This is a genomic window from Allofournierella massiliensis, from assembly GCF_004345265.1.
Classification (GTDB): Bacteria; Bacillota; Clostridia; order Oscillospirales; family Ruminococcaceae; genus Allofournierella; species Allofournierella massiliensis.
On record NZ_SLUM01000001.1, the window covers coordinates 201,577 to 214,880 of the forward strand.

A 13,304-nucleotide genomic window follows, 5' to 3' on the forward strand; every position below is an offset into this window, starting at 1 on the left:
AAGAAGCAAAAAAGGGCAAAAAAGGCGCAAAAAAGAAAGCCCCATGCTGCGCACGGCAAAACCAACGGTTTGATGGGGCTTTTTCAAAAATAAGGGCAGAGTTATTTTCGGTCGATTTTGGAGCGAATCCAGCCCGCCAGAATCACCAGCTCAAAGGCAAGGAAGGAACCGGTGGCCACGGTGAGGGCCCCCTCTGGGGAGAGACCATTCAAAAAATCGTGGAACAGGGCCGCCCATACAAAATACAGCAAAACAGCGCCCAGACCGGCCAGAAGAGGGAAGAGCAGCTTCATGGTGTGTTTGCCTCCTCGCGGTACGGTTTATTTTAAGTACTTTTCCAGATAGTTCGCGCTGGTGGGGCCGCTGGTGGATTTCAGCACAAAGCGTTCGCCTTCCAGCACCAGCTCGGCGGCGGCGCAGTTGCCAAGGCCTACGCTCCAGTAGTCCTTCATATCAAGGCCCAGCTCGGCGGTGAACAGGGCGTGCAGCGCCGCGCCGTGGCTCACCGCCAGCACGGTCTGGCCCCGGTGGGCCTGCTTCACATAAGCGGTAAAATCGCTCACCCGCGCCATCAACGCGGGCAGGCTCTCGCCGCCCGGGGCGGGCACAAAGCGGGCCGGGTCCGCGAAGAAGGGGGCAAAATCGTCGCCCAGGGTGCGGGGGGCCTTGCCCTCCCAGTCACCGAAGGCGATTTCTTTAATACGCTCGTCGGTGCGCACCCTGTCGGCGGGCCAGCCGCTCACCAGAATGGCGGTCTCCACCGCGCGGCTTAAGGGGCTGGAATACACCGCGTCAAACTGCACGCCGGAAAGCCGCTGGCGGGCTTCCTCGGCCTGCTGGCGGCCGGTGTCGTTCAACGGGATGTCCGTCTGGCCCTGCAGACGGCCCGCCAGATTCCAGTCGGTCTGGCCGTGGCGCACAAGAAAAAGCCGGGTAGGCTGCATGAAAACTTCCACTTCCTTCTCTATATAGTATAAGGGGGATGGGGGAAAAGGGGCGGCAAAGGGCAAATTTACCACTTGGCCCGGGTCTCCACCACCTTGCCCGCGATGAACAACTGGTTCAGCTCCTCGCCGCGGATCACCTTTTCCTCATAGGCCGGGTTGAAGGGCTGCAGAATCACCGCGTTGCCCCGCTGAATGTATTTTTTCAGTGTGCCTTCTCCCTCGCCGAACACCATCACGCCCAGATCGCCGTTTTCCAGCGTGGGCTGGCGGTGCACCAGCGCCAGGTCACCGTCCTGAATGCGGGGCTCCATGCTGTCGCCCTTGACCACCAGATAAAAATAGCTCTCCGGGTCCTTTACGCAGGCGTATTCCACCCCATAGTCCTCCTCGAAGGCCAGCGAGCCATAGCCCGCCCGCACGGTGCCGATCACCGGGATGGGGCTTTCGCCATAAGGCAGGGAAGGGGCCGCGGGTTCGGCGGGCTGCTCGCTGATGCCCAGCAGATAATCCGCAGAGGTCTCCAGCAGCTCGGCCAGCCGGGCCAGGGTGGCGGGGTCCGGCGAGGAACGGCCGGTCTCCCATTTGCCCACCGCCTGCTGGGTCACGCCCAGATGTTCGGAAAGGCTTTTCTGGCTCAGGCCCATCTCCTTGCGCAGCTGCTTCAAGCGTTGTGGGAACATGTGTGAACACTCCTTTCTTGCTGGTTCCATTATACAACCAAAAATTGTTCTTGTAAATAAAATACGCAAAAAAGTTGTGAAAATGCCATTGACAACAACTGGCGGTTGTTGTAGAATGAAGGCACAACAACCGAACAGGCCGCAAAACGCGGGCCGGTGGTGCAAAGGAGCGGTTTGAGATGAAACGAATGATCTGTGATTCCATGCTGGTGCTGGGCGCTCTGGCCTTCGTAGTGACCCTGGGCGCGGCGGTGGAGGGCACCATGCCCCTTGCGGCCGCGCTGGGCCTGCTGGCGGCGCTGGCCGGGGCGATGCGGCTTATTGCCCGGCTGGAGCAGCCCCATGCAGTCTGCCGGGTGCGCCGGGGCCGGGGCCGTTACCGCCGCCCTGCCGCCCGCCGCCCGCAAAAAGCAGAGGCGCTGCGGGCTGCCTGAGAAAAAGCGCCCGGTATGCTCCGCGCCCCCCTTGCGGGGCATGCCGGGTGCTTTTTTAAAAAACGTTCGATTTTTTTAAAAAAGATGGTTGACAAACCCCGGTTGCTGTGATAACATAGATAACGCACTAGCGATGGCGTGTGTGATGGCCACTCTTGGAGAGGTGTCCGAGTGGTTTAAGGAGCCGGTCTTGAAAACCGGTGACCCGCAAGGGCCGTGGGTTCGAATCCCACCCTCTCCGCCATTTTATAATTTCATATTTTGTTATGGACTTTGCTCTGGAGAAGTACTCAAGAGGTCGAAGAGGCGCCCCTGCTAAGGGCGTAGGTCGGGAAACCGGCGCGAGGGTTCAAATCCCTCCTTCTCCGCCAGAACAGCCGCTCGGATTTTTTCGAGCGGCTGTTGTTTTTTGCAAAAGAATCAATCAAGCGTTGGGATTTGAACCCGAAGCGCCGGGAACCGGCGGGGGTGCGGGGTTCGACCGCCGCCAGTGGCGGAAACAGGGAGAAGCCCGCACCGCAGCGGTCGGAACGCGGCAAGGCGGCAAAGCCGCCGCAGGTCGGGTTCCGGGCACCGCAAGGGGGCCTGCGAAGCAGGTTCAAATCCCTCCTTCTCCGCCAGAACAGCCGCTCGGATTTTTCGAGCGGCTGTTGTTTTTTGCAAAAGAATCGATCAAGCGGGGGATTTGAACCCGAAGCGCCGGGAACCGGCGGGGGTTTTGAAAGTGAAGAGTGAAGAGTGAACAGTGAAGAGGGAAGGTGTGCCGCAAAGCGGCACGGATTTTGAAAAAACGGGGTGCGGAAGTCGACCTCTTTTCCACACACCGGCCGTTTTTCTGTGGAAAATCCGCCGCCCGCGAGGCCGTTTCTTTCTGTTTTTTCGGGCATATTCCGGGGATTATTCCGCCGCCGAATCAGCTGCTTTGCGGCAAAACGCGGCCCTGCGCCTGCAAAATAACCAGTAGATTTGCGCCATTTGTGCCAAAATAACAGCAGTTCGTGAAAAATAAGGCCATTTTGCGCAATTTAGTGTACTTTACTGCAAAGAGTAGTGTATAATGAACACCAGGATTCTTTCAACCTTATTATTATAGATAAACAATCGCAGGGCGCCGCACGCCGGTGCGGCCGTGTGGTGGGCGCGGGCGCTCTGCAGGGGAAAGCGAGAGGTATTATTAACAATGGATCAGACCAACACCAAGCGTAAAATTATGGTGATCGGCCACCGCAACCCGGATACGGATTCCATCTGCTCGGCCATTGCCTATTCCAACCTGAAGAACAAGACCGTGGGCCCCTGGCACGAAGCCTGCCGCGCAGGCGAAATCAACCAGGAGACCGCCTTCGTGCTCAAGCGCTTTGGCGCAAAGACCCCCCGCCGCTGCCTGAACGTGAGCGCGCAGGTGCAGGACATCGACATCCGCCCCGTGCCCGGCATTCTGGGCAACACCACCATGCGCCGCGCATGGGAAACCATGCGCGACACCCAGGCCAACAGCCAGCCCGTGGTGGACGAAAAGGGCATGCTGCAGGGCCTGATCACCCTGGGCGATCTTGCTGTTGCCAACATGGACAGCCTGGATACCCACGCTCTGAGCAACGCCCGCACCCCCATCAAGAACGTGGTGGAGGTTCTGGGCGGCACCGTGCTGGCCGGCGATGACTCCGGCTACTTCGAGAGCGGCAAGATCGTAATCGGCGCCTCCAGCCCGGACGTGCTGGAGAACACCATGGAAGCCGGCGACATCGTGCTGGTGGCCAACCGCTACGAGACCCAGCTGTGCGCCATCGAGATGGGCGCCGCCTGTGTGGTGGTGTGCATGGAGTCCGCCGTGGCCAAGACCATCATCAAGCTGGCCAACGAGCGCGGCTGCCTGCTCATCAGCAGCCCCTACGACACCTACGCCGTTTCCTGCCTGATCAAGCAGAGCGTGCCCGTGAGCACCCACATGACCCCCCGCGACAAGCTGCGCACCTTCCTGCCCAGCACCCCCGTGGACGAGGTCAAGAAGGTGATGAGTAAGGTGCGCGACACCTACTTCCCGGTGCATACCCCCGCGGGCAAGTACCTGGGCCTGATCAGCCGCCGGAACCTGTTGAATCTGCAGCGCAAGCAGCTGATTCTGGTGGATCACAACGAAAAGACCCAGTGCGTGGACGGCTGGGAAGAGGCCGACATTCTGGAGGTGGTGGACCACCACCGCCTGGGCAGCCTGGAAACCAGCCAGCCCGTATTCTTCCGCAACCAGCCGGTGGGCTGCACCTGCACCATTGTCTACCAGATGTATCAGGAGCAGGGCGTGGAGATCGAGCCCCACATTGCCGGCCTGATGCTCAGCGCCATCCTGTCCGACACGCTGTGCTTCCGTTCTCCCACCTGCACCCCCGTGGATGAGGCTGCCGCCCGTGCGCTGGCCAAGATCGCCGGGGTCGAGCCCGAAGAGCTGGCCAACGAGATCTTCGAGGCCGGCGAGAATCTGGAGGGCCGCGCCGCCGAGGATGTGTTCTTCCAGGACTTCAAGATCTTCACCCATGGCGACATCCGCTTCGGCGTGGGTCAGGGCAGCTACATGAGCGAAAAGAACCGCCAGCGTGCGGCCGAGCTGCTGCGCCCCTACCTGCCCGAGGCCCTCAAGCGCGAGGGTGTGCAGATGATCTTCTTCATGCTCACCAGCGTGAAGGATCAGTCCAGCAAGGTGCTGTTCTGCGGCGAGGGCGCCGATCAGCTGATCGGCACCGCCTTCCGCTGCGAGCGCGAAGCGGACGGCAGCGTGGTGCTGCCCGGCGTGGTCAGCCGTAAGAAGCAGATGATCCCCGCCATGCTGGAAACTCTGGCCCAGATGTAACCGCAGCGGGCAGCTGACCTGCTGACTGCCGAAAATTCCAATCATTGCCGCCGGTTTGCAGCCGGCGGCTTTTTTGATGCAATACCGCGGAATTCCCGGTGGCGGCGCACGCCGGGAAATTTTGGAAAAAGAGCACGGAAAATTCCGGCATGCTGCACCCCCGGAGCTTCGGGGCGTGAATGGTGCGGTGCTGCATTGACAAAAATACACAAAAAGTTTTAAATTATTGCGTAAAAACAGCAAAAGAAAATTGTAAACGGCCAAAGATTTTGTTATCATTAAAATAACGCGAATTTGCGGCGAAATATGGGAAAAAGAAAAACTGGGGGTCCCTCGCCGCAGCATGAGGAAGGAATGGGAGAGAGGATGGAGTTCGTGCTGGGAACGGCGGCCTTTGCCGCCTTTTTTGCCTACGACATCGACAGCGTACGTCCGGTCCGGCCCTGGTTCCACCGGCTGTTTGCGGCGGGCTGTGCGCTGCTGGCAGCGGCCACCGTCTGGCTGGTATGGAGCCATCGGGCGCTGATGACGCTGAATGCCGCAAGTCTTTTACTGGCAGGGGGTGCGCTGGCCTTTGCGGCTCTGATGGTGTACACCCTGTTTTTTGCGCTGCCCTTCAGCGCAACCTATCTGGAAGAGAACGCGCCCCGCATGGCCTATACCGGCGGAATGTACGCGCTGTGCCGTCACCCCGGCGTACTCTGGTTCGCCGGGGCATATCTGTGCCTGGGAATCCTGCTGGGAACGCACCGGGCGGTGGCGTTCTGCCTGCTGGTGATCGGGCTGAACATCGCCTACATTCTGTTTCAGGATGCCTGGACCTTTCCCAAAACCTTTGTGAACTATGAGGAATATCGCCGCACCACGCCCTTTCTGCTGCCCACGCCGGGCAGCGCCGCGCGCTGCGTGCACACCTGGAAGGGGGGCGAGGGCTGATGAATCTGCAGGAGAAGCTGGACCGGCAGGAATATGCCGAAATCTGGAGCCAGTACTGCGGCTTTCTGGACCTGAGCATGGAGGAATACATGGCCATTCAGCGGCGGCTGATGACCGAACAGATTCAGCTGTGGAGCGGCTGCATGCTGGGCCAGTCCATTCTGAAGGGCAAAAAGCCCGCCACCATCGAGGAGTTCCGGCGCATGGTGCCGCTGACCAGCTACGAGGACTATGCCGACATTCTGCTGCGCAAGAACGCCAGTATGCTGCCGGACAATCCGGTCATCTGGATCCAGACCACCTGGGAGGGCGGGCGGCATCCCATCAAGCTGGCCCCCTACACCCGCAGCATGCTGGACACCTTCCGGGACAATGTGGTGGCCTGCCTGATTCTGAGCACCAGCCGCAAAAAGGGCAGCTTCAACGTGGACAAGACCGACAAGGTGCTCTACGGTCTGGCCCCGCTGCCCTACGCCACCGGTCTTTTCCCGCTGGCGCTGAACGAGGCCATCGACATCAAATTCCTGCCCGCCGTGAAGGACGCGGTGAACATGAGCTTCAGCGAGCGCAACAAGCTGGGCTTCAAGATGGCCATGCAGCAGGATGTGGAATACTTCTTCGGCCTGGGCAGCGTGGCCTACGCGGTGAGCCAGAGCCTTTCCCAGATGGGCGGGAAGGCGAAAATGAAGCCCGCCGACCTGCTCAAGTTCCGGCCGGATATGCTTTTGCGCATCGCCCGGGCAAAGAGCCGCTGCAAAAAGGAAAACCGGCCCCTGAAGCCGAAGGATCTGTTCCGCCTGAAGGGCTTCATGGTGGCGGGCACCGACAACCGCTGCTATAAGGACGATCTGGAGGAGCTGTGGGGCGTGCGGCCCATGGAGCTGTTCGCCGGCACCGAGCCCTCCATCATCGGCACCGAGACCTGGACCCGCAACGGCATGTATTTCTTCCCGGATACCTGCTTCTATGAATTTTTGCCCATTGCGGATACCATCCGCCTGATGGATGAGCCGGATTACAAGCCCCGCACCTACCTGATGGACGAGGTGGTGCCCGGCGAAGTGTACGAGATCGTGCTCACCGTGCTCAAGGGCGGCGCCTTTGCCCGCTACCGGGTGGGCGACACCTACCGCTGCGTGGGCCTTTCCAGCCGGGAGGACGGCACCAGCATTCCCCGGTTTGAATATGTGGACCGGGTGCCCGCCATCATCGACATCGCGGGCTTCACCCGCATTTCCGAGCAGGGCATCCAGAGCGTGCTGGATCTCTCCGGCCTGCCGGTGGTGGGCTGGGTGGCCCTGAAGGAATACACCGCCGAGAACCGGCCCTACTTCCATCTGTATGTGGAGGTGGAAAAGGCCGAGTTCCTGAACCGGGCGGTGAACACTCAGGTGCTGCGGGATCTGCTGACCACCTACTTCAAGTACACCGATCAGGACTACCGGGATCTGAAGAAGATTCTGGGGATGGATCCGCTGAAGGTGACCATTCTTCGCAGCGGCACCTTTGCCGGGTACTGCGCGGTTCACGGGCGGCCGCCCCGCCACATGAATCCGGATAATTACGCCATGGAGGCCCTGCTGCAAAACCAGCGTGAGGGCACCTGGCGGCCGGGCAGGAGGTGATTCCAATGGACATGTACGGTTATATCTCTGCCATCGCGCTGTTTATCTACGCGGGCATCTTTCTGGTGGTGCTGGCCAGCCGCAAAACACGGGAGCTGTGGTCCTTTCTGTGGCTGGTGGTGACCATGGTGTGCTGGGCCGGCGGTTCCATGCTCATGCGCTGGCAGGTGCTGCCCTCCTATCAGCTGTGGTACCATGTGTCCATTGCCGGGCTTCTGCTCATGGCCTGCGCCTACTACCGCTTCTTGAGCGACTTTGTGGAAACGCCCGCCGGTGTGTGGGAGAAGATCTATCTGCTGGTGATGGCTGCCATCATCGCCGTGAACGTGAAAACCGGCTTTTTCCTGGCCGCGCCCACGCTTTTGCAGCGGGGCGACGAGGTGGTGTTTGAGTACACCATCACCTGGCGGGTGTCGTTTCTGTTTGTGGCGGTGGGCTGGGTCATGGCCCACAGCCTGTATCATCTGTGGAGCGCCTACCGGGAACGGCCTGCCTACCGGGGCCAGTTCAAGCCGGTGACCCAGGGCATCGTGCTCATGTTTGCCGGCCACGCAGCCCTGATGCTGCCGGTGTTCGCGGGCTTCCCCATCGACATTCTGGCCGGTGTGGGCAACGCGCTGCTTCTGTTTTACGCGCTGGTGAAAAAGCGGCTGTTCAAGCTGCGGCTGCTGGCGTCGGAAAGCGTGTGCTACATGGTGGGCCTCACGCTCACCTTTATCCTGTTCTACAACCTGCGCCCCTACCTGATGAAGCATCTGGAAGGGCTGGTGCCCGCCGCCGAGGATTACGAGGTGATCCTGTTCGCGGTGTTCTTCGTGATCACCGCGGGCGTGTTCTCCTGGCTGTGGCGCAGGCTGGTGAACAATGTGTTCGTGCGGGAGGAGAACCGCCAGAGCGAGGCGCTGAAGGAATACAGCACCGCGGTGGCCCGCCTGTTGAACGTGCAGGACATTCTGGAAAAGACCGTGGAGGTAATCCGGGAAGGGGCCAGCGTGGGCGGTGTGTATGTGTGCACCCGCAACAGCGCCACCGGCGATTACGATGCCCGCTACAGCGATCAGCCTCTGAACGATCTTTCCTTCTCCATCCGGGCCGACAGCCCGCTGGTGCGGGTGCTGCAGCGCAGCCAGTGCATCGGCTGGAAGCAGTTTGAAAGTACGGTGGACTATAAGGCCATGTGGGACAGCGAGAAAAACCAGCTGCGCTACCTGCGGGTGGCGGGCGGTGTGGCGCTCACCGGCGAGGAGGGCGACATGCCCGGCCTGATTCTTGTGGCCGAGGGCCAGGGCAAGCACCGGGTCAGCGGGCAGGACATGCAGTGGATTCTGTCGGTGGCATCGGTGGCCTCCATGGCGCTGAAGAACGCAGCCCTTTACGAGCAGGCCTACCACGAAGCCCGGGTGGACGATCTGACCGGCCTTTTGAACCGCAAACACTTTTTGCAGGTGCTGGAGGAGCAGTTTGTCACCACACAGGAAAGCACTCTGGCGCTGATGATCGTGAATGTGGACGACTTCAAGCTGTACAACCAGCTTTACGGCCAGAAGGAAGGCGACCTTGCCCTGCGCCGCATTGCGGACATCATCCGCAGCAGCGTGGGCGATAACGGCTTTGTGGCCCGTTACAGCGGCAAGGAATTCGCGGTGCTGCTGCCCCGGTACGATGTGCTGGCCACCCGCACGCTGGCGGAATCCATCCGGGATCAGGTGTTCAACATGAACCGCTGCACCGTGGATCACAAGCTGAAGGTGCTGACTTTAAGCATCGGCATCAGCGCCGCCCCCTTCGACGCGGCCACCAGCCGGGAGCTGATGGACAACGCCGACATGGCGGTGTACCATGTGAAGCACAGCGGCAAAAACGGCATCGAGATCTTCCAGTCGGTGCTGCGCAAGACGGACGGCGGGGCCGAAAAGGTGGATCATGCCCACATCTATCAGGGCTACGAGCAGACGGTGCTGGCTTTGATGGCCGCCATCGACGCCAAGGATCACTACACCTTCAACCACTCCCACAATGTGGCCTACTACGCCACCTCGCTGGCAAAGGCCGCGGGCCTGAACGCGGACATGATCGAGATCGTGCGGCAGGCGGCCCTTCTGCACGACATCGGCAAGATCGGCATTCCGGAAACGGTGCTGAACAAGAACGGCAGGCTTACCGAAGAGGAGTATGAGCAGATGCAGGGCCATGTGGAGGCGGCGGTGGGCATCATCCGCTATCTGCCCGCGCTGGATTACATCATCCCGGCGGTGATCGGCCACCACGAGCGGTACGATGGTCGGGGCTATCCCCGGCGCATCGGCGGGGAGGATATCCCCCTGCTGGCCCGGATTCTGTGCATCGCCGATTCCTTCGACGCCATGACCAGCCGCCGCTGTTACAAGGAGGCGGTGAGCCTGGAGCGCGGCATCTGCATTTTGCAGGAGGAGGCCGGCCGCCAGTTTGATCCAAAACTCGTGCCCGTCTTTGTGGCCGAGCTGAAGCGGGGCGGCATCCATCTGGCAGGGCAGCGCCCCGGCGCGGATCAATGATCCCATTCATCCATGGCTTTTTCTCCGCATGCTGCGGCGGCGGAGAAAAAGCCATTGCTGTTTTTTTGCGAATGCGGCAATATTTTTTTCAAAACGGATAACAACCAGCAAGCGGCGGGCCCGCCTTATGGGGTACAATAAACAGGGAACGCCGAGCAAGGAGGAACAACCATGGACAACATGACCTTTGAGCAGGCCGAACAGCTGCTCACCACCGCCCAGAAGGACCGGATCGCCCGCTGCCTGTGGGAGGAGCTGAAGCTGCCCCAGGGGCTGAATCAGGTGGAAAAGGCCTTTGCCTTCGGCCTTTACACCTTTGTGCAGTACGAGGATCGGGGCGCGCTGCGCCAGTATTTTGCCCCGGAGGAAGGCCAGCCGGCCCCGGAGCATGCCGCCCATGCCCCGGAGGAACCGCCCGTTTTGCCGCAGCCCGAGGCCCCGCAGCAGCCTGCTCCCGCTGCCCCGCAGCCGGAACCGACCCCGGAAATTACCATGCCAAAAACCGAGACCCGCCCGGATGCGTGTGTGGAAAACATTGATCTGTTGGAAATCAAACATACGCAGCCGGAGCAAATCCGGTATACTCAGGCCGTACCCGAGAAAACCGACGCCCCCGCCCAGCCGCCCAAGGCGGCCCCGGAGCAGGGCGCGAAAAAAGGAGGACGGCCAATGTATCCCTATATCAAGAACATCCCCCACGAGCAGCCGCAGGATCTGGCGGCGCTGGTGAGCGTGCAGCCGGGGCAGATCGTCAGCCGCACCCTGGCCCAGAACCCGGCGGTGAGCCTGACCCTGTTCGCCTTTCATGAGGGCGAGGAGATCAGCACCCATTCCTCCGAGGGCGACGCCATGGTGCAGGTGCTGGAGGGCGAGGGCCTGTTCACGGTGGACGGTGTTGAGCATACCGTCGCGGCCGGTCAGGTGCTGGTGATGCCCGCGGGCAAGCCCCACGCGGTGTATGCGCCCCGCAGCTTCAAGATGCTGCTCACCGTGGTATTCCCCCGCAAGGAGTGAGGAACCCAAAAATTGTTTTACCGCGGCCCGGCGGAGGAAGGAGAGAGCCCCCACCCCGCCGCGATAACGCCCAGCCATGGGCGAACCGATATTTATTTACCATCCAAATACAGGAGGGCACAGGCCAATGAGACAGGAATGGAAGGATTTTACCCCCGGAGTCTGGCAGAATGAGATCAACGTGCGGGACTTCATCCAGAAGAACTACACCCCCTACGAGGGCGACGAGAGCTTCTTGCAGGGCCCCACGAAGGAGACCACTGAGCTGTGGGATCAGGTCATGGAGCTGACCGCCAAGGAGCGGGAGGCAGGCGGCGTGCTGGACATGGACACCCGCGTCATCTCCACCATCACCTCCCACGGCCCCGGTTATCTGGACAAGAGCAAGGAGAAGATTGTGGGCTTCCAGACCGATAAGCCCTTCAAGCGCTCCCTGCAGCCCAACGGCGGCATCCGCATGGCCATGAAGGCCTGCGAGGACAACGGCTACCATGTGGATCCGGAAGTGGTGGAAATCTACACCAAATACCGCAAGACCCACAACGAGGGCGTGTTCGACGCCTACACCCCGGAGATGCGCGCCTGCCGCTCCAGCCACATCATCACCGGCCTGCCCGATGCCTACGGCCGCGGCCGCATCATCGGCGACTACCGCCGTGTGGCCCTGTACGGCGTGGACCGGCTGATCGAGGACAAGCAGAGTCAGAAGGACTCCACCCGCGTGATCATGTATTCCGACGTAATCCGCGAGCGCGAGGAGCTGAGCGAGCAGATCAAGGCGCTGAAGGAGCTGAAGGAGCTGGGCAAGATCTACGGCTTCGACATCTCCCAGCCCGCCAAGAACACCCAGGAGGCCATCCAGTGGCTGTACTTCGGCTATCTGGCCGCGGTGAAGGAGCAGAACGGCGCCGCCATGAGCCTGGGCCGCACCAGCACCTTCCTGGACATCTACGCCCAGCGCGACCTGGCAAACGGAACCTTCACCGAGAGCCAGATTCAGGAGATGGTGGACCACTTCATCATGAAGCTGCGTCTGGTCAAGTTTGCCCGTACCCCCGAGTACAACGCCCTGTTCAGCGGCGACCCCACCTGGGTTACCGAGTCCATCGGCGGCGTGGGCATCGACGGCCGGCCTCTGGTCACCAAAATGAGCTTCCGCTACCTGCACACGCTGGAGAACCTGGGCACCGCCCCCGAACCCAACATGACCGTGCTCTGGTCCACCCGGCTGCCCATCAACTTCAAGCGTTACTGCGCCAGGATGAGCATCGCCACCAGCTCCATCCAGTATGAGAACGACGACCTGATGCGCGTCACCCACGGCGACGACTACGCCATTGCCTGCTGCGTGTCCAGCATGCGTGTGGGCAAGGAGATGCAGTTCTTCGGCGCCCGCGCCAACCTGGCCAAGTGCCTGCTGTATGCCATCAACGGCGGCGTGGACGAGATCAGCAAAAAGCAGGTTGGCCCCCGCTTCCGCCCCATCGAGGACGAGTACCTGAACTACGAGGACGTGATGCAGCGGTTTGACGACATGATGCAGTGGCTGGCCCGGGTGTATGTGAACGCCCTGAACATCATCCACTACATGCACGACAAGTACTGCTACGAGCGCATCCAGATGGCCCTGCACGACAAGGAGGTCACCCGCTGGTTCGCCACCGGCATCGCCGGCCTGTCCGTGGTGGCCGACTCCCTGAGCGCCATCAAGTACGCAAAGGTCAAGACCATCCGGGATGAGAACGGCATCGTGGTGGACTACGCGGTGGAGGGCGACTTCCCCAAGTACGGCAACGACGACGACCGCGTGGACCAGATCGCCCACGACATCGTGCACCGCTTCATGCAGCACATCAAGTCCAACCACACCTACCGCGGCGGCAAGCCCACCACCTCCATCCTGACCATCACCTCCAACGTGGTGTACGGCAAGAACACCGGTTCCACCCCGGACGGCCGTAAGGGCGGCGAGCCCTTCGCCCCCGGCGCCAACCCCATGCACCATCGCGACAGCCACGGCGCCGTGGCGTCCCTGAGCTCGGTGGCCAAGCTGCCCTTCAAGGATGCCCAGGACGGCATCTCCAACACCTTCTCCATCATCCCCGGCGCGCTGGGCAAGGAGGATCAGGTGTTCTTCGGCGAGATCGAGCTGGACATGCCCCACGACTGCGCCTGCTGCGAGCCCAACGTGGAGCTGTAATCAAAGGCACCACCGCACAATTCACGCCTGGCGGCTCAGGCGGTGCCGCCTGTAAAAGACAAGCACAATCCCCGGCGGCGGGGTGCAGC

The 13,304-nt window shown here is 61.1% G+C and carries 10 protein-coding genes and 2 tRNA genes; 9 read left to right on the plus strand and 3 right to left on the minus strand.

The genetic code is table 11. The features are described 5' to 3' along the window. Positions 1-101 precede the first annotated feature (101 nt). The 3 genes from EDD77_RS00930 to EDD77_RS00940 all read right to left on the minus strand — a co-directional run bounded on the left by EDD77_RS00930 (position 102) and on the right by EDD77_RS00940 (position 1,627). Complete coding sequence (locus EDD77_RS00930) at positions 102-293, minus strand: hypothetical protein (RefSeq protein WP_058964194.1); 192 nt, start codon at positions 291-293, stop codon at positions 102-104. A gap of 27 nt (positions 294-320) precedes the next feature. Beyond that, a complete protein-coding gene (locus tag EDD77_RS00935; RefSeq protein ID WP_058964195.1) occupies positions 321-944 on the minus strand; it encodes a histidine phosphatase family protein in 624 nt (207 codons plus the stop codon). A gap of 68 nt (positions 945-1,012) precedes the next feature. Then, complete coding sequence (locus EDD77_RS00940) at positions 1,013-1,627, minus strand: LexA family protein (protein ID WP_058964196.1); 615 nt, start codon at positions 1,625-1,627, stop codon at positions 1,013-1,015. Positions 1,628-1,806: 179 nt separating this feature from the next. Here EDD77_RS00940 and EDD77_RS00945 point away from each other — a divergent pair, with 179 nt between their 5' ends. The 9 genes from EDD77_RS00945 (at position 1,807) to pflB (ending at position 13,215) form a co-directional block, all read left to right on the plus strand. After that, the gene (locus tag EDD77_RS00945; RefSeq protein WP_058964197.1) at positions 1,807-2,061 is read left to right on the plus strand and encodes a hypothetical protein; all 255 of its coding nucleotides are present in this window, start codon (positions 1,807-1,809) and stop codon (positions 2,059-2,061) included. A gap of 157 nt (positions 2,062-2,218) precedes the next feature. Continuing rightward, positions 2,219-2,305 (plus strand) — tRNA-Ser (locus tag EDD77_RS00950). Positions 2,306-2,341: 36 nt separating this feature from the next. Beyond that, positions 2,342-2,432: transfer RNA gene (locus EDD77_RS00955), tRNA-Ser, on the plus strand. Positions 2,433-3,241: 809 nt separating this feature from the next. Continuing rightward, positions 3,242-4,906 carry a putative manganese-dependent inorganic diphosphatase gene (locus EDD77_RS00960; RefSeq protein ID WP_058964199.1) on the plus strand — a complete coding sequence of 555 codons (1,665 nt, stop codon included), beginning with the start codon at positions 3,242-3,244 and terminating at the stop codon, positions 4,904-4,906. A gap of 354 nt (positions 4,907-5,260) precedes the next feature. Further along, positions 5,261-5,842 carry a hypothetical protein gene (locus EDD77_RS00965; protein ID WP_132587278.1) on the plus strand — a complete coding sequence of 194 codons (582 nt, stop codon included), beginning with the start codon at positions 5,261-5,263 and terminating at the stop codon, positions 5,840-5,842. Next, the gene (locus EDD77_RS00970) at positions 5,842-7,467 is read left to right on the plus strand and encodes a GH3 family domain-containing protein (RefSeq protein ID WP_058964201.1); all 1,626 of its coding nucleotides are present in this window, start codon (positions 5,842-5,844) and stop codon (positions 7,465-7,467) included. The genes EDD77_RS00965 and EDD77_RS00970 overlap by 1 nt, the downstream gene beginning before the upstream one ends. A 5-nt stretch (positions 7,468-7,472) precedes the next feature. Continuing rightward, positions 7,473-10,001 carry an HD domain-containing phosphohydrolase gene (locus tag EDD77_RS00975; protein ID WP_058964202.1) on the plus strand — a complete coding sequence of 843 codons (2,529 nt, stop codon included), beginning with the start codon at positions 7,473-7,475 and terminating at the stop codon, positions 9,999-10,001. Positions 10,002-10,172: 171 nt separating this feature from the next. Next, entirely contained in the window at positions 10,173-11,015 is an 843-nt protein-coding gene (locus EDD77_RS18780; protein ID WP_394326278.1) for a cupin domain-containing protein, read from the plus strand. Positions 11,016-11,142: 127 nt separating this feature from the next. Continuing rightward, positions 11,143-13,215, plus strand: coding sequence for a formate C-acetyltransferase (gene pflB / locus EDD77_RS00985; RefSeq protein WP_058964203.1), 2,073 nt, complete (start codon positions 11,143-11,145; stop codon positions 13,213-13,215). The last annotated feature ends 89 nt before the right edge of the window (positions 13,216-13,304 follow it).